General features: G+C 58.5%; 22 protein-coding genes. 9 read left to right on the top strand and 13 right to left on the bottom strand.

Annotation, left to right across the window (positions count from 1 at the left end; genetic code table 11):
• Window positions 1-288 precede the first annotated feature (288 nt).
• From ABRP95_RS11285 to ABRP95_RS11275, 3 genes are all read right to left on the bottom strand, one after another.
• Window positions 289-921 (bottom strand): hypothetical protein, encoded by a 633-nt coding sequence (locus tag ABRP95_RS11285; protein ID WP_284771250.1) that lies wholly within the window; start codon window positions 919-921, stop codon window positions 289-291.
• A 343-nt stretch (window positions 922-1,264) separates the two neighbouring features.
• Window positions 1,265-2,068 (bottom strand): AAA family ATPase, encoded by an 804-nt coding sequence (locus ABRP95_RS11280; protein WP_284771251.1) that lies wholly within the window; start codon window positions 2,066-2,068, stop codon window positions 1,265-1,267.
• Entirely contained in the window at window positions 2,065-2,439 is a 375-nt protein-coding gene (locus ABRP95_RS11275; RefSeq protein ID WP_035108334.1) for a GntR family transcriptional regulator, read from the bottom strand. Before ABRP95_RS11275 ends, ABRP95_RS11280 begins: the two co-directional genes overlap by 4 nt.
• Before the next feature lie 208 nt (window positions 2,440-2,647).
• On the opposite strand from ABRP95_RS11275, the gene ABRP95_RS11270 reads away from it, so the two are divergent.
• Window positions 2,648-3,823: an NYN domain-containing protein gene (locus tag ABRP95_RS11270; RefSeq protein WP_284771252.1), complete on the top strand. Its 1,176-nt coding sequence runs from the start codon at window positions 2,648-2,650 to the stop codon at window positions 3,821-3,823.
• On the opposite strand, the gene ABRP95_RS11265 is transcribed toward ABRP95_RS11270, so the two are convergent.
• Window positions 3,820-4,557: a PspA/IM30 family protein gene (locus ABRP95_RS11265; RefSeq protein WP_284771253.1), complete on the bottom strand. Its 738-nt coding sequence runs from the start codon at window positions 4,555-4,557 to the stop codon at window positions 3,820-3,822. The genes ABRP95_RS11270 and ABRP95_RS11265 overlap by 4 nt on opposite strands.
• A 91-nt stretch (window positions 4,558-4,648) precedes the next feature.
• Window positions 4,649-5,020 carry a thioredoxin gene (trxA, locus tag ABRP95_RS11260; protein ID WP_005275779.1) on the bottom strand — a complete coding sequence of 124 codons (372 nt, stop codon included), beginning with the start codon at window positions 5,018-5,020 and terminating at the stop codon, window positions 4,649-4,651.
• Window positions 5,021-5,139: 119 nt separating this feature from the next.
• Here trxA and ABRP95_RS11255 point away from each other — a divergent pair, with 119 nt between their 5' ends.
• Genes ABRP95_RS11255 through ABRP95_RS11240 form a run of 4 tightly spaced genes read left to right on the top strand, consistent with a single transcriptional unit; the run spans window position 5,140 to window position 9,343 of the window.
• Entirely contained in the window at window positions 5,140-5,340 is a 201-nt protein-coding gene (locus ABRP95_RS11255; protein WP_005280400.1) for a heavy-metal-associated domain-containing protein, read from the top strand.
• A 9-nt stretch (window positions 5,341-5,349) separates the two neighbouring features.
• Window positions 5,350-7,545, top strand: coding sequence for a heavy metal translocating P-type ATPase (locus ABRP95_RS11250; RefSeq protein WP_284771254.1), 2,196 nt, complete (start codon window positions 5,350-5,352; stop codon window positions 7,543-7,545).
• A gap of 3 nt (window positions 7,546-7,548) precedes the next feature.
• Window positions 7,549-8,850: an MFS transporter gene (locus tag ABRP95_RS11245; RefSeq protein WP_349839460.1), complete on the top strand. Its 1,302-nt coding sequence runs from the start codon at window positions 7,549-7,551 to the stop codon at window positions 8,848-8,850.
• Between the two features lie 28 nt (window positions 8,851-8,878).
• A complete protein-coding gene (locus ABRP95_RS11240; protein ID WP_284796906.1) occupies window positions 8,879-9,343 on the top strand; it encodes a VanZ family protein in 465 nt (154 codons plus the stop codon).
• A 5-nt stretch (window positions 9,344-9,348) separates the two neighbouring features.
• Here ABRP95_RS11240 and dnaB read toward each other — a convergent pair whose 3' ends face one another.
• From dnaB to ABRP95_RS11200, 8 genes are all read right to left on the bottom strand, one after another.
• Window positions 9,349-10,782, bottom strand: a complete 1,434-nt coding sequence (gene dnaB, locus ABRP95_RS11235; RefSeq protein WP_005275794.1) for a replicative DNA helicase — start codon at window positions 10,780-10,782, stop codon at window positions 9,349-9,351.
• Between the two features lie 462 nt (window positions 10,783-11,244).
• Entirely contained in the window at window positions 11,245-11,697 is a 453-nt protein-coding gene (gene rplI / locus ABRP95_RS11230; RefSeq protein WP_005275797.1) for a 50S ribosomal protein L9, read from the bottom strand.
• A gap of 48 nt (window positions 11,698-11,745) precedes the next feature.
• Entirely contained in the window at window positions 11,746-12,300 is a 555-nt protein-coding gene (locus ABRP95_RS11225; protein WP_349839459.1) for a single-stranded DNA-binding protein, read from the bottom strand.
• A gap of 49 nt (window positions 12,301-12,349) precedes the next feature.
• On the bottom strand, window positions 12,350-12,640 hold the full coding sequence (gene rpsF / locus ABRP95_RS11220; protein WP_023016353.1) for a 30S ribosomal protein S6: 291 nt from the start codon (window positions 12,638-12,640) through the stop codon (window positions 12,350-12,352).
• Between the two features lie 122 nt (window positions 12,641-12,762).
• Complete coding sequence (locus ABRP95_RS11215) at window positions 12,763-12,951, bottom strand: hypothetical protein (protein ID WP_284771257.1); 189 nt, start codon at window positions 12,949-12,951, stop codon at window positions 12,763-12,765.
• Complete coding sequence (locus ABRP95_RS11210) at window positions 12,948-14,339, bottom strand: glycosyltransferase family 87 protein (RefSeq protein WP_284771258.1); 1,392 nt, start codon at window positions 14,337-14,339, stop codon at window positions 12,948-12,950. Before ABRP95_RS11210 ends, ABRP95_RS11215 begins: the two co-directional genes overlap by 4 nt.
• Before the next feature lie 16 nt (window positions 14,340-14,355).
• Entirely contained in the window at window positions 14,356-16,611 is a 2,256-nt protein-coding gene (locus ABRP95_RS11205) for a transglycosylase domain-containing protein (RefSeq protein WP_349839458.1), read from the bottom strand.
• 75 nt (window positions 16,612-16,686) lie between these two features.
• The gene (locus tag ABRP95_RS11200; protein WP_284771260.1) at window positions 16,687-17,061 is read right to left on the bottom strand and encodes a DUF5318 family protein; all 375 of its coding nucleotides are present in this window, start codon (window positions 17,059-17,061) and stop codon (window positions 16,687-16,689) included.
• Between the two features lie 116 nt (window positions 17,062-17,177).
• Here ABRP95_RS11200 and ABRP95_RS11195 point away from each other — a divergent pair, with 116 nt between their 5' ends.
• The 4 genes from ABRP95_RS11195 to ABRP95_RS11180 all read left to right on the top strand — a co-directional run bounded on the left by ABRP95_RS11195 (window position 17,178) and on the right by ABRP95_RS11180 (window position 20,362).
• Complete coding sequence (locus ABRP95_RS11195; protein WP_284771261.1) at window positions 17,178-18,266, top strand: inositol-3-phosphate synthase; 1,089 nt, start codon at window positions 17,178-17,180, stop codon at window positions 18,264-18,266.
• A gap of 54 nt (window positions 18,267-18,320) precedes the next feature.
• Window positions 18,321-18,815: a MarR family winged helix-turn-helix transcriptional regulator gene (locus ABRP95_RS11190; RefSeq protein ID WP_284771262.1), complete on the top strand. Its 495-nt coding sequence runs from the start codon at window positions 18,321-18,323 to the stop codon at window positions 18,813-18,815.
• Window positions 18,816-18,909: 94 nt separating this feature from the next.
• Window positions 18,910-19,881, top strand: a complete 972-nt coding sequence (locus ABRP95_RS11185; protein WP_284771263.1) for a universal stress protein — start codon at window positions 18,910-18,912, stop codon at window positions 19,879-19,881.
• 10 nt (window positions 19,882-19,891) lie between these two features.
• A complete protein-coding gene (locus tag ABRP95_RS11180; RefSeq protein WP_284771264.1) occupies window positions 19,892-20,362 on the top strand; it encodes a hypothetical protein in 471 nt (156 codons plus the stop codon).
• Window positions 20,363-20,481 lie beyond the last annotated feature (119 nt).

Here is a 20,481-nt window from a genome sequence, read left to right as displayed (position 1 = left end):
AACAGACCAATCAACACACAACCATGCACACAAAAATAAAAAATAAGTACATTGGCACACTATTGAGTTCTCAAACATCGTCACCACACAACAGCTACATGCTCTAAAGCATGGAACTCGTTGCGAGTAAAAAGTTATTTTTTGTCAGGGCCTGTTTTCCTATCGCCGCTTCAGCCAGAAACAAATTCTTGTCTCTGTGGGGCGCTGTCGGTCGCGCTGACTCGTATTAAGTTACACACCGCTTTAAACTTTTACAAACTCGCTGGTCACTCCTGGTTTCGAACGCATTTATCTCATGCCAAGCCAGCCCGCAAAGCCTTTCCTCCACAGGCTGCTTATGCGGCGTGCATATATCGGCAGAGTTACGGCCCATACGGCGTAGATGCCAAGGCTTATAAACATCCCCACCGCGGCCGAGATATAGCCTTGGGCGAAAAGCCATAACAGTGCTGCGATACCGAGGAGGTACGCGACTAAAACTCCAAGGGTCCTCTTCTCTAGGAACTCGAGGTACATAAGTCCCGGGACGGTGACGCCCGCGATGGCGGTCATGCCGGCGGCGACCTCGATTGTGTTCCCCCAGAAGGAAAGGGCTAACCCTACGGCGGCGCAACCAAGGATGAGGATGAGCCCCGTCATTGCGGTCATGGAAGCCCAGCGCCGACGCGTGCCGCCGAGGGTGACATAATCCCTGAGCGTATCCCGCAATATGCCCATGGGCTGGCTGATGAAAACGGCGGAGAGTGACCAAGCAATGAAAGCGATGAATTCCATCGGTTCCCACAGCGTGCTCATTAGCGAAAGCACAACGTTGATGGCTAAGAATACGACGACCATCAGCCACATGCGGACCTGGCGGCGGTATACAGCCTGCGCGTCGAGCGTCGGCGGGAAACGCCCAAGCTTGGATGCAATTCCCAAAGGGGTCGTGAGTACCCCGTCCTGGTTGGGGTTGGTTTCCGCCACAGCGCCCATGCCAATGCCGCCGCATAAACAGCCAACGCCCACCAGCTCTGCCGTGCAGCCGCTCCTGCCATGGCCACAACAGCAAAAACCGAGACGATAATCCGGCGGTGTTCATTCCATATCTGTGAGCTCAGGCCAAGTACTTGGTACTTATCAAAACTGGGTTGATACGTCAGGATGGGCACAAGGGGCAAGAGCAAGGTGACAGTTCCCCACTTTTCGCCAAAAAGTACAGGATAAAGCGCAATGAAGAATAGGACTGTTACCCAGACCCATTCCGTTGTGTGCCATAAGAGTTTCATGACTGCTCCTCCAATGCTCGGACAGCCTTTTCAAGTGATACCTCTGCTACCCGGAGATGATGTTCGTTGGCATAGCGGAAGACGGGATCGGGCGAGGTAGTGCGGGCATCGACAAGCACTTGGTCTCCCAGGCTGGTTGAAGCGCGCTCCAATACCGGCAGGTCAAGGGCGGAAACGGCCGCGGAGATGGCCTCCTCGGGCCCGCTGATTTCCAGGAAGGAATCAACAAATTCATCCACTGGACCGCTGATAGGGCTCTCCCCCATGAGGGAAATAGTGTCCAACAACCCCTCTATTTCATTGAGGTGATGGGTGGATACCACGATGGTGCGACCGTGCTCTTCCCGGAGGACCTGGTAAAAGAGTTCGCGCCGTGGCAGGTCGAGACCCAGATAAGGCTCGTCCAAAAGCATTATTTCGCAGCCAGAGGCAACGGCGAAAACAAATCCCAATGCCGATTTCTGTCCACGCGAGAGCGCGGAATACGCCTTATTTGGGATGTCGAAGCCGGCGATGAGGTCGTCATATTGCTCCGCATTCCAGTTGGGCCATCGCGCCTGGCCGACGGCGCCGAGCTTCTTGCTACCCCACGAATCCGGCAGCGGATTGTCGATGCCCATGAGGATTACCCGGTTGAGTACGGATTGGTTATCAAAGGGCTGGCGGTCGAAGACCGTGATGCGACCGGATTGAATTTGGCCGGCAATTTTTCGCAATAAGGTGGTCTTGCCAATTCCGTTGCGGCCCACCAAGCCATGGGTAAGACCTGCGGAAAAGGTGAAATCGCGGGTAGTAATCATGAGTACATTCCTCTGCTTTCTGCAACCCGATCGAAAAGGTCATGGAGCTGGGCGCGGTTGTAGCCCAAGCGAACTGCTTCATCGACAAGCGGGGCCATATATTCCGCGGCAAAGTCGCCTCGCCTGCGCTCGCGGATGGCACGCGATGCACCCTCGGCCACAAACATGCCGATGCCCCGCCGCTTTTCCAGCACCCCTAGGTCCACCAAGAGGGTGATCCCCTTCCGCGCGGTTGCGGGGTTGATGTTGTGGAAATCCGCCAACTCATTGGTGGAAGGTGCCTTATCGCCCTCCGCCAGAGTGCCGTCCACAATGGTGTCTTCCACCAAGGACGCAATCTGCCGAAAGAGCGGCTGCGTGGAGTTATCCATCATCACCTTCGGCTCGTTAGTTACTTAGTTAGTTGTGTAACTAACCATATAACACACTTGCCGACGCCGCAATGGTCACCGAAAACTTTTCATTTGCGGCCAATATGCTGGGAATTAGCGAATTGTGATCGACGTTTCGGGGTGAATAAGGCACACTGGAGGTAACAAAGAATTTTATTTAGAACAATTAGAACGGAACTTAGGAGCCATGCTTGAACGCACACTTGTCTTTGTCGATGCCTCATACCTGCTCGCGAGCTTTTATAACTCCTGGGAAACGGGGGCCCGCGCGCAGCTAGAAATCGATCTGCCCGAGGTGGTCAGCACCATGGGCGGAATGATCGAGGAGCAATTAGGCAACCCGATTCAACGCCAATACTGGTACGACGGAATCCCGGATACCGGTCCGCACCGCTACCAACGCGCCCTTCGCACCTGCGAGGGCGTGCAATTGCGCACGGGACAACTCATTGAATGGGGCGAGCGACGCACCCAAAAGGGCGTAGACACCCGGCTCGTGGCCGATATGGTCATGGCCGCCGTGAAGAACCAGTTCACCGACTTTGTGCTGGTCAGCGGCGACGCGGACATGATTCCCGGCGCGCAGACCGCCGTGGACAATGGCATCCGCGTGCACCTGTACGGGTTTGGCTGGGATTCCATGTCCGCAGCGCTGCGCCATACGTGCGATTCCACCACCATCTTGGATCCGCGCGAGGACTTCGCGGATTCCATGGAGCTGCAGGTCCTCGAGGGACCGCTTCCCCCAGTGGTCCGCGATGCAGCGCAGAAGGCAGAGGAAGCAGAAGAGGAGCTTCCAGGAGCCGAGCACTGCGACGAGTGCGAGGAGCCCTCCGAGGTGGAAACCGCATTCGGCACCCCGGAAAAGCCGACGCCGGCGCCTGCCCCAAAGCCTGCGCCGCCTCAAAGCGCACAGCAGGCCGCAACCCCAACCCCACAAGAGCAAGACAAGCCCACTGCAGAAGCGGAGAAGGGCCCTGCCGAAGAGGCCGAGGCTACCGATCAAGCAGCACCAAAGCCTGCGCCGAAGCCGTCAATGATGGCACCGCGGCGCAAGCTGCGCTCGAAGTACGTCCCGCTGCCAGAAGAGGTCTGGAGCTCTGCCGGGTTCCAGTCCCCATTCGATGTGGGCCAGCAGTACGCATCGTGGTGGTTTGATAATGCCGCCAACTCAGAGCAGCGCGACCAAGCCCACTTACTGTCTGGCGGCGGATTACCGCCGGAAATCGACCGCCCGCTGCTGCAGTTCGCCTGCGAAACCCTGCATGAATACACCCTGACGGAAACCCAGCGCGTGAACTTGCGCGATGGGTTCCACTCAGGAATCCGCGGCGTGCTAATTAATATCCGCCGCGAGAATTAATCCCCGGATTCGATTTCCTTCTTCTTGGCCATATCGGCGCGCAGCGCATCTAGCCGCGCGCTGGCCTTCATGTCGTTGCCGGCCGCTTGAATCTCACTCATGCGGTCGCCACCGGTTGCCTGCTGCAACTCTTGTGCACCAAGCGCATCGGCATAGCGCTTTTCAATCTTGGAGCGGACGGAATCCAGGCTCGGCACGGAATCATCGGGCTTGAGCTCGTTCATGGAATCGAGTGCTTCCGCATTCTTTTCCTGCATTGCGGCCTGATCCGCCTGCGCTTCCAACTGGCTCACCTGTGCCAGCTGCTCCTTGAGTCGGGCCTCGGATTGTTTTTGCTGGTTCTTGGCTTGTTCAGCCGCCTGCTCCGCCGCCGCGTGCTGCTGCTTGACGTCTTCTAGTTCCTGCTCCACCGCGACGAGCTGGGAAGCCACTACCTCAGCGGCTTGGTTGTACTCATTCGCCTTCTGGGGGTCCTCAGCGGAATCCGCGAGCTCCAAGGCGCGCTCGGTTTGGGATTGGTAATCCTGCTGGGACTTCACCAGGCGGTTCATCTGCATTTCCAACTGAGACTTGTGCCCGATGATCTCTGCCGCATGATCCGAGATTTCCTGGTGCTGTTCCTTGGCGGCCTTGACCGCCTGCTGGATTTGGACCTTTGGATCGGCGTTCTCATCAATCTTTTGATCGAGAGAACTCATCACGTACTTCCAGCCCTTGCTGAAGGGGTTAGCCATCACTATCTCCTTTGGTCATAAAAAAGACGCTTTCTAGCGAGTTTAGCGATACTCACCAGAAAGCGCCGTGGAAGCTCTGAAAATTCAGATTCTATGCCTGCTGTGCGTTCTGCTCTTCAACCTGGCGGCGAACCTCAGCCATGTCCAGGTCTTTGACCTGCTTGAGCAGATCCTCCAGCGCTGCGGGCGGCAGTGCGCCAGCCTCGCGGAATACGAGGATGCCATCACGGAAGATCATCAGGGTAGGAATGGACTGAATCTGCAGCGCGGATGCAAGGCCCTGGTTTGCCTCGGTGTCCAGCTTGGCAAAGGTAGCATCGGTGTGCTCCTCGGATGCCTTCTCGTAGACAGGAGCAAAGCGCTTACATGGGCCGCACCAGTCCGCCCAGGCATCGACAAGCGTAATGCCTTCGCCGGTTACGGTCTGTTCAAAGTTCTCTTCAGTGACGTCGATAGTAGCCATACTCGTTGTAACTCCTTTACATTGTGGTTTATTCCCCACCGTACCTAAATTCCTCCCTTGCCTGATACCCCTAGGGGGTATAGCATGGAAGCATAAGCAACCGAGAAAGGATGATAGTCATGGCAACGAAGAACTACACCGTAGAAGGAATGAGCTGCGGACACTGCGAAATGTCCATCCGCGAAGAGGTAGGCGAAATCGCCGGTGTTGAGGCAGTTTCTGCAGACCACACCACCGGCGCAGTGTCTGTCTCCGGTAGCGATTTCACCGATGAGCAAGTGGCAGCCGCCGTAGCCGAAGCCGGATACACCCTTAAGTAGGCGAATACTATGTCACACGTTGATCTCGGGGTCTCGGGCATGACCTGCACGTCCTGCTCTTCCCGGGTAGAACGAAAGCTCAACAAGGTAGACGGCGTTGAGGCGAGCGTAAACTTTGCCACCGAATCCGCCTCTATTGAGTTCGATCCGGAGACTTCTACGCCCGCGGATCTGATCAAGGTCGTCGAAGGCGCCGGATACAGCGCTTTCGATATGTCCGGCAGCGATGACGGCGACCAGGACGGGGACGCAGACGCAGAGGGCACGCCGGTTGATGATGCCCGCGCTGCCGAACAACAGAGCCTGCTGCGGCGCACCATCATCTCCGCGGTATTGTCCGCCCCCATCATGGTTGTCTCCATGGTGCCCGCCCTTCAGTTCCAGAACTGGCAGTGGGCCTGCGCCATGCTGGCCACCGTCGTCTTCATCTTTGGTGGCGCCCCCTTCCACTCCGCTACGTGGACCAACCTGAAGCACGGCTCGTTCACCATGGATACCTTAATTTCTATGGGCACTTCGGCCGCATACCTGTGGTCCCTGTACGCGCTATTCTTTGGCAACGCCGGCGAGCCCGGCATGACCATGAGCATGTCGTGGTCCTCCAGCTCGGCCGAGATGGACCATATCTACTTTGAGTCTGTGGGAATGGTCATTACCTTCCTGCTCCTCGGCCGCTGGTTCGAGGTCAAGGCCAAGGGACAATCGTCCGAGGCGCTGCGCACCCTGCTGTCCATGGGTGCGAAGGAAGCCTCCGTGCTGCGGGATGGCAAGGAAAAGCGCATCCCCATCTCCCAATTGCAGGTGGGCGATGTCTTCGTTGTGCGCCCGGGCGAAAAGGTTGCCACCGATGGTGAGGTCGTCTCCGGCAATTCCGCCGTGGATGCCTCCATGATCACCGGTGAATCCGTCCCGGAAGAGGTGGGCGTGGGCGATACCGTTACCGGCGCCACCATTAACGCTTCCGGCAAGTTGGAGGTCAAGGCCACCCAGGTGGGCGAGGACACGGTCCTTTCCCAAATGGCCACCTTGGTCACCAACGCGCAAGCCTCCAAGGCACCCGTGCAGCGCCTGGTGGACCGCATCGCGCAGGTCTTTGTACCGATAGTGATCGGCATTTCCGTCCTCACGCTGCTGGTACACCTCATCTTTGGCGGCGTGGCGCCGGCGTTTATCGCCGCCGTCTCCGTGCTGATCATCGCCTGCCCTTGCGCGCTGGGCCTTGCCACCCCGACCGCCATCTTGGTCGGCACCGGCCGCGGTGCCCAGCTGGGCTTGCTCATCAAGGGCCCGGAGATCCTCGAGTCCACCAAGCAGGTCGATACCATCGTGATGGATAAGACCGGCACGGTGACCGCCGGTGAAATGTCCGTTACGGCCGTGCATGGCGATGTCCTCGAGTACGCAGCCGCCGTCGAGCGGAACTCCGAACACCCCATCGCCCAGGCCATTGCGCGCGAGCGCGACGTGGAGCCCGGCACCGACTTTTCCACCAGCACCGCTGGCGTGGAAGCAACGGTGGATGGGGTCCGCGTGGGCGTCGGCAAGCCGCGTGGGGACCTAGGCCAGTACGCTGAGGCCTTCCGCAAGGCAGAGGGCGCGGGCGCTACCCCAGTGGCGGTGTACCTCGACGATGAGCTCGCTGGGCTCATTGAGGTCCGGGACACCGTCAAGCCCACCTCCGCTGAGGCCGTAGAGCAGATGAAGCAGCTGGGCCTAACCCCGCACCTGCTGACCGGCGATAATGAGGGCGCGGCCAAGCGCGTGGCAGAGGAAGTTGGCATCACCGAGGTCACAGCCGGCGTGGTTCCGGAGGAAAAGGTCGACGTCATCAAGAAGCTCCAGTCCGAGGGGCACAATGTGGCGATGGTTGGTGACGGCGTCAACGATGCCGCGGCCTTGGCCCAGGCGGACCTTGGCTTGGCGATGGGCGCCGGTACCGACGTTGCCATCGAGGCCTCCGATATCACGTTGATGAATGGGGACCTGCGGTCCGCAGCCGATGCCATTCGCCTATCCCGCCGCACGCTGCAAATCATTAAGGGCAACCTGTTCTGGGCCTTTGCCTATAATATTATTCTCATCCCCGTGGCGGCCTTTGGCCTGCTGAACCCGCTATTTGCCGGCATTGCAATGGCGTTGAGCTCCGTATTCGTCGTCTCCAATTCCCTGCGTCTCCGGAAATTTTCCACCCAGCGCTATGATTAGCGCATGCTCAGCCGCAATGAACGATTAGACCGGCTTCCGGTCACCAGCAAACACAAGCGCCTACTCTTGGGCTCCGGCCTAGGGTGGGCGCTCGATGCTATGGATGTCGGGCTCATTTCCTTCATCATGGCCGCCCTGGCCGTGCATTGGGATTTGAGTAGCACCCAAACCTCCTGGCTCGCCTCTGTTGGCTTCCTCGGCATGGCTCTGGGCGCGACATTCGGCGGGCTCCTTGCGGATAAATACGGCCGCCGCCACGTCTTCTCCCTCACCCTCTTGGTCTATGGCCTGGCCACCGGCGCTTCCGCCCTGGCCGGTGGGCTGACCATGCTTATCATCTTCCGCTTCATCGTCGGGCTGGGCTTGGGCGCGGAGCTGCCGGTCGCCTCCACACTCATCTCCGAATTCTCACCGCGCCGCATCCGCGGGCGCATCGTAGTCCTCCTCGAGGCCTTCTGGGCGCTCGGCTGGATCCTCGCCGCGCTCATCGGCACCTTCATCGTGGGCGCCGGCGAAAACGGCTGGCGCTGGGGCTTTGCCGTGGGTCTCATCCCCGCCGCTTATTCGGTCTACGTGCGCCTAGGCTTGCCGGAATCGGTGCGCTTCCTCGAATCCAAGGGCCGCCACGGCGAGGCCGAAGAGGTTGTGGCGTCCTTCGAGGAGGCCGCCGCGGGCCAGCCGCTTGACGATGTCCACCCAGAACCCACTGCCTCCACCGAGACCTCCATTTGGGGTCGGGGTTTGCGCCGCCGCACGGCGGCCCTGTGGACCATTTGGTTTTGCGTCAATTTCTCCTATTACGGCGCCTTCATCTGGATCCCGTCCCTGCTGGTTGCCGATGGGTTCTCGCTCGTAAAATCTTTCAGCTTCACCCTCATCATTACCTTGGCACAGCTACCGGGCTACGCCACCGCCGCCTGGCTCATTGAGGTCTGGGGCCGGCGAGTCACCCTCGCCGTGTTCTTGGTCGGCTCCGCCGTCTCGGCCGGGCTCTATGGCACCGCAAGCTCCGAAGTATTCATCATCATCGCCGGGTGCCTGTTGTCCTTCTTCAACCTCGGCGCCTGGGGTGCTCTTTATGCGATTGGTCCGGAGCTCTACCCCACCGCGCTGCGCGGTCGTGGTACAGGTGCCGCCGCCGGTTTTGGTCGCATCGCCTCCATCGTCGCACCGCTCGTTGTGCCGCCACTCATCGCGGCGACCGGCGCTGGATTCCTTTTCGTGCTCTTTGCGGCTGCCTTCGCCATCGCCGCCACAGCTGCATTTACTTTGCCTGAGCTTAAGGGTGAGGCCCTTGCTCGATAAATTAGCCCTTAGCGCGTGGATTGGCGTCATGGTGGCGCTGACCACCCTGAAAGCTTTCTTCCAGATTGGTTACCTGTGGAAGCCCGAAAACCAGCGCGTCCGCGAGCTCCATTTAGTTCCCCTCGATGAATTTTCCGGCAATAGTTGGTTTGCGCCGCTTTTCGAATACGCCGGCAATACCGCCTTCTTCATCCCCTTCGGGCTTTTGATATTCACGCTGTGCCGTTCCGTGAAGGTATCGGCTGCCTGGGGATTCGCGCTGAGTTTAACCCTGGAGACGGCCCAATATGTTTTTGCCCTAGGCCGCACAGATATCGATGATCTGCTCTTTAATACCCTCGGCGCGCTCATCGGTGCAGCGATCGCTCACTGGGGCGGGCAACGCTTCTTCCCGGTATGGCGGTGGCTTTCCTTGGTCGCGGCCGCGGTCTTTATCGTGCTGGTAATTCTGGGTCCCCGCTTAGGGGACCCCGCGGCCGTCGTGGACCTATAAGTCCTTTATCCGTGCGCCATGTTGACGAACTTGGAGTAGTGCAGCTGGTGGGCCACCTGAACCGTGTCAATGGGCCCGCCGCGGTGCTTGGCCAAAATAATATCCGCTTCTCCGGCTCGCTCGTTATCGCGGTCTTGCGAGTCTGGGCGGTATAGCAGCATCACCATATCGGCGTCCTGCTCCAAGGAACCGGACTCACGCAAGTCAGCCAATTGCGGCTTCTTGTCATTACGGGCTTCAGGTCCACGGTTCAGCTGCGAAATGGCAATCACCGGCACCTCAAGTTCCTTGGCCAATAGCTTGAGCTGGCGCGAGAACTCCGAGACCTCTTGCTGGCGCGACTCCACCTTTTTACCCGAAGACATCAGCTGGAGATAGTCCAAAACAATGAGGTCGAGGCCATGCTGCTGCTTGAGCCGGCGGGCTTTCGAACGGATCTCCATCATCGTGAGGTTCGGGGAATCATCAATGAATAGCGGCGCATCTTGAATGCGGTTAAGCGTGTCATCGATCTTCGCCCAATCCTCCGTGGAGACGCCACCACTGCGCATATCGGTGAGCTTGACCTCAGATTCCGCGGAGAGCAGGCGCATCACGATCTCCGAGGCTGACATTTCCAAGGAAAAAATGACGGAGGACTTGCCGTGCTGCAGAGAGCACGAGCGAATGAAATCCATCGCTAGCGTGGACTTACCCACACCGGGTCGCGCCGCCACGATGATCATCTGGCCTGCGTGCAAGCCATTGGTGAGCTTATCCAAGTCAATGAAGCCTGTGGGCACGCCCAATTCAACGCCGCCCGCCTGCTGTAGCGCCGCCAACTCATCAATGGTGGGATCAATCAGATCACCCAGCACGCGGTAGTCCTCAGCGGTCTTGCGCTGGGCGATGGCAAATACTTCCTGCTGGGCTCGGTCGATCACCGATTCGATCTCGGCATCCTCTGTGCCAGAAAATCCCAGTTGGACCACGCGCGTACCGGCATCCACAAGCCGGCGCAGGACGGCCTTTTCCGCCACGATTTCCGCGTAATAGCGGGCATTGGCCGCGGTGGGAACGGTAGCCAAAAGGGTGTGTAAGTAGGGCGCACCACCAACGCGTTCGAGGTTATTAAACCTATCCAGCCGCGAGGAAAGGATAAGGGGGTCGATGTCTTGCCCCGCCGCGTAGAGGTCCAGCATGGCACCATAAATTAAGGCGTGGGCCGGATAATAGAAGTCATCGGGTTCGAGCTCTTCAATTACCTCCATGACCGTATTGGGGCTGAGCAGCATAGCGCCCAATACGCCCTGCTCTGCTTCCCGGTCCGACGGCGGCTGGCGATACTCCTCGTAGCGCTGCGGTTGATCCTGTTGGTACCGCGGCCGGCGCGCTACGGCATTATCCGGCGCCGGTGGTTCCGGCGGAAGCTGTTCATCATCGAAGCTCGCGTTGGTCATGTGTCCCCCTTGGTGTCCGTAAAGAGACCGTGCGTAACGCTGTCCAAGTGTAGACGAGCTCCCGGACACTACCTGCCTGGGCATAACTCCCACAGTTATCCACAGGTGCTTGTGGAATTACCTGGTAGGCCGATCGTTGCATTTCATTTGCCGAGGTCACGACTGTGGATAACTTGGCATCACTGTGACCTGCAACGATAATAACCGCTGGTCAGGGCGATTATTTCGAAGTGTGAAAATTCCCACACAGTGGCGGAAAATAGGCCGTGACCAGCGGTAAAGTCGTGCAAAAATCTTGGTGAGCCCGTACCCTGAATTCCACATTCATCCACAGATTTTCACAGTTATCCACAGGCCAGTTGGGTAGGCAAAAGGCCCCAGGAATTCTCCACCTCACATAGAGAATTCTTGGGGCCTTAAGCCGTGCTGTTGTCTTTGGGTCTGTGGACCGTCGAGCGCTGCTTAAGCAGCGACGACCGAGAAGTTCACCTTGCCGAGCACGTCAGCGTGCAGCTTCAGCTCGACCTGGTAGTTGCCGGTCTTCTTGACCAGGCCCTTGGGCATATCAACGATACGCTTATCCAAGTTAGGGCCACCGGCCTTGGAGACGGCCTTGACAATGTCTTCTGCGTTAACGGAACCGAAGAGCTTGCCGGAAGTGGAGGTCTTAACCTTGACCTCAACGTTCGTCAGCTGCTCAAGCTGGTTGCGGACCTCGCGTGCGTGGTCCAGGTCGCGAATTTCGCGAGCTTCCTGGGCGCGCTTGATGCCCTCAATCTGCTTCTCAGCGCCGCGGGAAGCCACGATGGCCAAGCCGCGGGGAAGCAGGTAGTTACGTCCGTAGCCGTCCTTAACCTCAACAATTTCGCCAGCGGCGCCGAGGTTCTCAACGGCAGCGGTGAGGATCAGCTTCATGATCCCTGCCTTTCAATTGAGTTAGTTGAATAGTTGCGGGTGACAGACTTAGAACGGAGGTTCAGAATCAGCGCCTCCGAAGCCGCCTGCTGGCGGTGCGGAGTTCCACGGATCCTCTGCAGGAGCCTGGTTCTGCTGCTGCGACTGCTGCTGTTGCTGGCCTCCAAAGCCGCCCTGATTATTGTTATTCGAGCGCTGCTGCTGGCCGCCGCCGCCAAAGTTGCCGCCGCCCTCACGGGAATTGCGGTTTACCTGTGCGGTGGCGTAGCGGAGCGACGGACCGACCTCATCGACGTCGATCTCAAATACAGTGCGGTTTTCACCCTCGCGGGTCTGGAAGGAACGCTGCTTCAAGCGGCCGGTAACGATGATGCGCATGCCCTTGCTCAGGGTCTCGGCGACGTTCTCCGCCGCCTGGCGCCATACGTTGCAGGTCAGGAACATAGCTTCGCCGTCTTCCCACTGGTTCGTCTGCGAATTATAGCGACGAGGCGTGGAGGCGACGCGGAAGTTAGCTACCGCCGCACCCGCTGGGGTGAAGCGAAGCTCGGGGTCAGCAACTATGTTGCCCACCACCGTAATATTGGTATCTCCCTGTGCCATGTCTTTACTCCTTATCGGTTACGTGGATTGTGCTTGATCCCAGTATCCGCTACTTGCTGTCGGTGCGCAGAACCTTGGTACGCAGGATGGTGTCGTTCAGGTTCAGGCGACGGTCGAGCTCGGAAACCGAAGGGTGCTCGCACTCCAGGTTAACGACGGCGTAAATGCCCTCTTCCTTCTTCTCGATAGGGTATGCAAGGCGACGCTTGCCCCATACATCGAGGTTCTCAACCTTGCCGCCGTCCTTGCGGACGATGTCGAGGTACTTATCTAGGGACGGGGTTACGGTGCGCTCATCCTGATTAGGATCCAGAATGATCATGACTTCGTAGTGACGCACGGACCTCATCACCTCCTATGGTCTAGTCGTTTTCGGCTGCATCACCTTTGCGGATGCAGCAGGAGGGTGCGTTGCGTCAAGCAACCCCACCACAGTACCGCAAATGACCGGCGAAAAGAAATCTATCCCGTCGTAGTGGAGGCAAAAAAGATAGCACACGTCGCGGGAATGATGGTGAGAAAAACAATGGCAAGGATGCCCAAGATGATGGGCCCGCGCTTATCTTCCCTGTTATGAAACAGCCAAAAGGCCGCCATAACGCAGATAAAGCCCAACAAGATCGACACCATGCCGATTATGGTCACAATCATTGAAATACTCCCGCCACTGGGTCGCGGCCCGTATGCGCCGCACGCACTTTATCTTCCGTTTTATTCCACATTTGCCGCAGCACAATAACCGCCATGGCAATGATGAATCCATCGCGCACAAGGATCGCCACGTCCAAGAGCTCGTGTGGAATACCCTTATTATCGATGCCCAGCATGTGCCACATGAGCAGGGGCCATACGAGGGCATCGGCAAGCGCCCAGCCCAAAACCAACCGCCAACGCGGCACGGCCAAGGCCGCTGGAACTAGGAGCCAGAGCGAATACTGCGGGGACCAAACCTTATTGACCAGCAGGAAGGCCGCGACGATGAGGAAGACCAACTCCGCTACCCGCGGGGTAAGCGGGCTGCGCCAGCCGGCCAAGGCAATACCGGCGCACAAGAAGATGAATGCCACGAGCGAGAAAGTATTCAAAAAGTCCTGGCTGAAAGAAATGTCCAGATTCCGGCTAATCAGCGCATACAGGGTGGTCCATTCCGCGCCGCGTTCCTGGTTCAGGCGGAAAAATTCCGCCCAGGCGTCCGGGTATTTCAAGGCAACGGGAAGGTTGACCACGAACCAAGCGGCAGCCGTAGCGACGGCGACCTTGGCAAAAGCGTCCCAGCGGCGACTGCGCCAGGCAAGGACGAAAAACGCACCGAGCAGAAATATCGGCCATAATTTGAATGCGGTTCCAAGGCCGATGAGGATGCCGGCGAGCCAAGGGCGGTGGCGGCTAATGGCCAGTAGCGCGCCGACGGCAAAGGCGATGGCAGGTATATCCCAATTGCTAAAGGCATGGATGATAATCAACGGGCTGGCGGCTACCAGGATGGTGTCCCACGTGCGGTTTCCCACCAAGAGGTAAACCATGTAGATGACGCCGACCCAGGTGCAGGCCATGACCATGGCGGTGAGCCCAAAGTACCAGCCAGCGGCGGGCACCCCAGCCCATTCCACGAGCCCATAAGTATGGCGCGCAATCCAGCCCATCAGGCCCTGGAACATCCCCGCCAATACCGGGTATTCCATGTAGCGGGTCAGGCCATCTTCCTGCCAGGAAAAGGCGTAGGGAAAGCCCGGTTGATCTAATCCGCGGCCTTCATAAAGCGGGACGATGTCGTTATAGCAAAAAGAGGTGTACTGGCGGTTAGCGGACCAATCAAGATTGATGGTGCCGTCTTCGCCGCGAGTACCAGCGGCGCAATTTGCCTTGGATAAGAACCCACCGGCCAAGAAAATCCAGGCTACCGCGATGAGCGCGCGCAGCGGGGTCCACCACTGCGCGCGGCTATCCCGGGCAAAGCGTCCCCTCGGCCCGCCCAAGAACTCTATGACGCCTCGCGCCATTGGTTCGTCTGCGGCGGACAAGCGCTGGTCTTGGCTCACGCGTACCGCTCCTTGCTTAGCCTAAGAGGTCAGCCAGGCCGCCTTCGCGGTCAAGGATGTCATCTAAAGACGGAGCTTCGGGTGGGGCTGGCTCGTTATTGCCGCCGCCATTTCCCCTATTGCCGCCGTTTCCATTATTGCCTCCCTGGTTCTCCGGCTGCTGCGACGGGGCATCGCGACCCGCATCCGGGCTTTCCGCAGGTGCTGGGCTGGTCTCTTCTTCAGGGGTGCCATTTTGCGCTGGACCAGTGTAGTTCTGGGTGCTTTGCCCGCCGGCGCTACCACCTGGGTTGTAGGCCGGACCGCCGCCGGCAGAAACCGTGCCGAAGCGCAACGGGTAAGCAGTGGGGAATTGCTGGAATTCCTGGTCCGCCAAGGAGTTATCCAATACGGACTTCCAGATCTTCGTCGGTGCGCCAGCGCCGTACATGATGCCGCCATACTGGTCGAAAATGGCAGAGGTGTTATCGGCCGTACCTACCCACACGGCGGTGGCAAGCTGCGGGGTGGCACCGACCATCCATGCATCCTTATTGGTTCCCGAATCACCGAGCTGGGTCGTACCGGTCTTAGATGCCGAAGCACGTCCGCCCGCCAGCGAGCCGTTGGACCATGCTGCCACTGGCCCCATGGCCTCAAGGACGTTATTGGCCACATTGGCGGAAACGCGGCGCTCGCCCTCACCGTCTGGGTGTTCATACAGAACTTCCCCTGCGGCATTTTCTACGCGCTGCACAAAGTGCGGGTTGTGCCAGACACCCTGGTTCGCAAGAGTAGACATCGCGGTTGCCATGTCCAACGGACGGGACTGGTACTGGCCCAAGACCACACCTTCGAAAGGCTGCTTGCCGTTTTCAGTCAGCGTCTTTTCGATGCCCGGCAGCGAGCGGGCAACGCCCAAAGCGTGGGCCATATCCGCGGTGTCCTGGGTGCCGTTCTTCAGATCGCTCTGCAGGCGCAAATAAGAGGTGTTCAGGGACTGCTTGGTGGCCTCGCGCAGGTCGCATACGCCACAGCCGCCGCCCACGTTGGTGACCAGATCGGAGCCCGGCAGCTGGTACGGCGCCGAGGAGTAGTTGGTATCCAAGCTAATGCCCTGCTGCAGTGCAGCGGCAAGCGCCATAATTTTGAAGGTCGAACCGGTCTGCAACGGGGAGTTGGCGTAATCCCAACCGTTGGAATCATGCCCGCCAAAGTATCCGCGCACCGCACCCGTCTTCGGGTCAATGGTTACAGAAGCTGCGCGGGCATCCTCTTGTAGCGGCGCCAGCTGGTCATCGACTGCCTGCACCGTATTGTTTTGCACGTTCATATCGATGGTGGTGGTAATGCGCAGGCCGCCGGTAGAGACCTGATTTTCCGTAATTCCCACCTCTTCAAGCTCGCGGATGACCTGGTCCTTAATGTGGCCATTGGCACCCGGGGCTTCCGTATATGCCGAATACTCAGAGGGGTCGCGGGTCTCCGGGAAGACCATTCCATCGCGCTCTTCCTTGCTGAGATCGCCCATGTCCACGAGGCCATCAAGCACGTAGTTCCACCGGTTTTCGGAACCTTCCTGGTTCACGCGCGGGTCCAGGCCAGACGGCGACTGGATAAGGCCGGCGAGCATGGCGCCTTCCTCAGGGGTGAGGTCCTTGGCGTCCTTATCAAAATAGGCATTAGATGCAGCCTGGATGCCGTAGGCATTGCGGCCAAAGTAGACCGTATTCAGGTAGGCGTTGAGGATGTCTTCTTTTTCCCACTCATTGGTCATCTTGATGGAGTAGATGAGCTCGCGCGCTTTACGAACGTAGGAGTATTCGTTGCCCACCAGGGTGTTTTTCACGTACTGCTGGGTAATCGTGGAACCACCGCCGGCGGTGTCATTGCCGGTGACCTTACCCAGTACCGCGCGGCCCAAACCGGTGAAGGAAAAGCCGGAGTTTTCCCAGAAGTCGCGGTCCTCAGCGGCGAGCACGGAGTCCTGGACAAAGACGGGTACTTCATCCAAGGTCACGTGCGTGCGGTTGCCTTCCGGCGGTACCAAACGCGCCAGCTGGGTATCGTTATCGGAGGCATAGATGGTAGAGACCTGGTTATTGGCCAGCTCTTTGGGCTCCGGAACGGTGTATTGCGAATAGGCATAGCCAAAAAGGCCTGCAGGCAGTGCCACAAAAACCACTAGGAGAGCCACAACGACCCACGGCCAAATGCGGCGCTTTTTGGGTTCTTCGCCTTCTTTACGGCGGTCCACCTTAGTGGACTCGCCAGTAGATTCCTTCTCGGTCACTGATTCGTGTCCTCATTCATCCCTGGTAACAAACTAAATAATTGCAGCTTACTGCCTAAGGCGGTGCGTCGAAAACTAACACGCGTTAAAAGCCGTTGCAGAACGCAACAAATGATTCCACCGGCAGTGTCTGCAGACCTCCACCTCATGCACGGTAAATTCCAGGCCTTCACCAACAAATTCCGCTATTTCTTGCTCGCTGCGGGCGCTCCCGGCGCGCCGGCCTAGGCTCTCGCCGTACACCCACCGGGTCAGGCGCAGGTTCTCCCCGCAGACCGGGCAGGGTTTATCCATGGTGCGGCCGTGGTGCTCGGCGGCGGCCCGGAGGAGGAAGTCCGCATCGCACACCTCATCGCGCCCCAAGTGCCCGGCGCGGTATTCGCGGACGTGTTGGGTGCGCTCCCATTCGTGAGAAACCTCGTGCTTAAAGGCAACGGAATTCACCCGCATTATCTTAATTTCCTCTTCTTGATCGATCCATATGCCGTCGTGCTACCACCAGGCATAATTTCTGGCCTAACGTTGCGCAGGCACCACACAGCAACGAATTTATAAAGGAGCATAGTGTGTCTGACAAAGTAAAGGTCGCCATCGTCGGCGTCGGCAACTGCGCCACGTCCCTTATTCAGGGCGTGGAGTTTTATCGCAACGCCGCAGCAGAGGAAAATATTCCTGGCCTGATGCACACGCAGTTCGGTCCCTACCACGTCGGCGATATTGAGTTCGTCGCGGCCTTCGACGTCGATGGAGACAAGGTGGGCAAGGATCTTGCGGAGGCTACCCGCAGCTCCCGCAACTGCACCATCACCATCGCAGACGTCCCAGACCTCGGGGTCACCGTTAAGCGTGGCCCCACCATGGATGGCCTGGGCCGTTACTACCAGGAATCCATTACGGAATCGGATGAAGCTCCTGCCGATGCCGCAGCTGCCCTCCGCGAAGCGGGTGCCGAGGTTGTTGTTTCTTACCTGCCGGTTGGTTCCGAAGAGGCGGATAAGTTCTACGCTCAGGCCGCTATCGATGCCGGTTGCGCATTCGTCAACGCCCTGCCGGTCTTCATTGCTTCTGACCCAGAGTGGGCCAAGAAGTTTGAGGACGCCGGTCTGCCCATCGTGGGCGATGACATCAAGTCCCAGGTTGGCGCAACCATCACCCACCGCGTTATGGCGAAGCTTTTTGAAGACCGCGGCGTACGCCTGGACCGCACGATGCAGCTCAACGTGGGCGGCAACATGGACTTCAAGAACATGCTGGAGCGCGAGCGCCTTGAGTCTAAGAAGATTTCCAAGACCCAGTCCGTGACCTCCAACGTGCACAACTCCCCTATCGCTGGCAAGCGCGCAGACCGCAACGTCCACATCGGCCCGTCGGACTACGTGGAGTGGCTGGATGACCGCAAGTGGGCTTATGTCCGCTTGGAGGGTTCCGCATTCGGCGAGGTTCCGCTGAACCTGGAGTACAAACTCGAGGTCTGGGACTCCCCTAACTCCGCCGGCATTATTATCGATGCCGTCCGCGCCGCCAAGATCGCCTTGGACCGCAAGGTTGCCGGTCCAGTACTTTCCGCTTCCTCCTACCTGATGAAGTCCCCTCCAGTACAGAAGGCCGACGATGTCGCGCGCAACGAGCTGGAAGATTTTATTAAGGGAAGCTAATTTTTTCGTCGCGATACTACCGCTAGGCGGTAGTGCACGATAGAATTTAGTTCTATGACGCAACATCATGATGAGACGGCCCCAACGAAGTCCCCGTCCGAATACGAGGACGCGGTAGAGGTAGCGCGGGATATCCAACCGGCGCTCAATAAGTTAATTCTTATTTTCCAGCGCACCGCAGAGGGTTCATCGTTGACTACCTCGCAGGTCTCCATCATGAACCAGTTGCGCTTGCGCGGGCCTTCCCGCGTATCCACTATCGCCCAGGCGGAGCTCATCCGCATGCCCACTGCGTCCAACGCGCTCTACCAACTAGAGCGCCGCGGATTCGTGGAACGCCACCGCGATGAGGAAGATCGCCGCGGGGTGCTGGTTGCGCTCACCCAGCTGGGCGAGTCCGAATTGGCCATAGTTTCCGGCCAACGCGCCGCCGCCCTTGCGGAGATTATGCGGTGGCTCGAGCCCGAGGACTTGGCCACCGCCCGCGAGATGGGTGCGGTCATTTCCAAGCTTGCGGATGTCTACCGCCCCACCATGGATAGCGAATAGCAAGCTTGCGGCGGCGTGCAATTTTAGTTTTGCGGCCACAACAGACGATAATGAGCCTTAGTACTCATTAAACTTTCGCATACATATTCATTCTATGGGCAAAAAATCTAAACAACCGCTGCTGCCGACCCTGCATAAAGGCTCGGCCAAAGAGCCGTTGCGCATCCTCATTTCTTGGAGTCCTTCCTCTTCCGGTACGGAACCCCTCGACTTCGCCGCATGGTTATCGCGCACCGCGGTGATAGAGGTGCGCGTTATTTCCACGGTTTTCCAGCCCTGGACCACGACGTCTTTGTCCAAGCTGGGCGGGAAATACAAGAAGTGGTTCAAAGAGCAGAAGCAAGCATGCGTGACAGCCACCGCTGCGGCCCTGACGGAGGCAGGTATCCCGGAAAAGTACTGGGACGATACGCCCTCCGTGCTTGTCGATGGCCCCTCTCGCCCCCAGCTTCTTACTGAGATGGCCCAAGATTTTCAGGCCGATATTATCCTGTTAGGCCCTAACCAAGCCGCGCCCAAGGGCCGCTTTTTCCCCGGCTCAACTGCGGATACCCTCCTGCACTACTCGCCGCAATCCTTAGGGCTTATCCCCCGCAAGGCCAAGTTGTCGAAACACGGTGTGACCCGCTTTAATTTTGTCATTACAGAGCGCGGTGACCGTGCTGATAGGGAATTATTGGGCGCAGCCGCGCTGGCAGATCGCTGGGATCTGCCCCTGCGCATCTTGGCCTTCTCGGCGGATGACCTGTTGCATTCCCCGTCGAAGGATAAAAGCGATATTGCGCTCAAGCTCACCGCGGAGTGGCACGAGGATTCATTGGCCATGCTCGACCGGGCTCGCGACCACATCCAAGATTCCTTCCCCGAGCTCGAGGTCTCCTCCGAGATCGGCTCCGGGGCCGGGTGGTCCGGTGCGGTTGATTCGCTTAAGTGGAAAAAGGGCGATCTAATGTTGATGGCCTCTGCCCCACAAGGTCCCATCGCGCGGGTCTTTTTGGGTTCTACCGCAACCGAGTTACTCCCTCATATTCGCGTACCGGTACTCATTCACCCCGCGACCGACTAGGCTTTAAAGTATGAGCTCACGCCCAGAGCACCCCGAAAACGACCTGACGACCGACGCCGATTATGCCAACTTGCGCCGGCCTGAGCCGCAAAGCTTCGATGATTTGGCAGACGAGCCCGATCCCGTCGAGGTAGCCGCCGCCAACCGGCGCTCCACGCGGCAAGCCATCTGGTACATGGTGTCCGTGCTGGTCATCTCCGCGCTGTACGGCTTCGGCGTCGCGCTCTTTTCGCGCCTTAGCGGCGGCCCACTGTGCGACGATGGCACCGCAAGCTGGCTGTGTACCGAGGGCCAAAGAAACTTCTTTGCCATCTCCACCATGATCATCCCGCTGCTGGGCATGATCGGCTGCGCGATCATTATGGTGCGCAAGCTGCGCCGCTACCTGCGCTGGCGCAGCTGGATGGCGATCTTTTGGGTGGTGGCCTTCAACTTCATGATCTGGGCTATTAGCGATATTCAGCTGCTATTGGTGCGCTAACCCCGCACCTAGCTGTCCAAGCTAGCTGGCAAGTGTTATGTCCATGAGGTTTTTGGACTTGGAGTCCAGCTACTTTGTGGACTCGGAGTCTAGGGACTTTGTGGACGCGGAGTCTCCCC

Origin of the sequence: Corynebacterium sp. KPL2895 (assembly GCF_040225815.1) — a bacterium.
Lineage (GTDB): Bacteria > Actinomycetota > Actinomycetes > Mycobacteriales > Mycobacteriaceae > Corynebacterium > Corynebacterium rhinophilum.
Note: the sequence above shows the minus strand (reverse complement) of the source record. Positions and strands in the feature narration are given on the sequence as shown.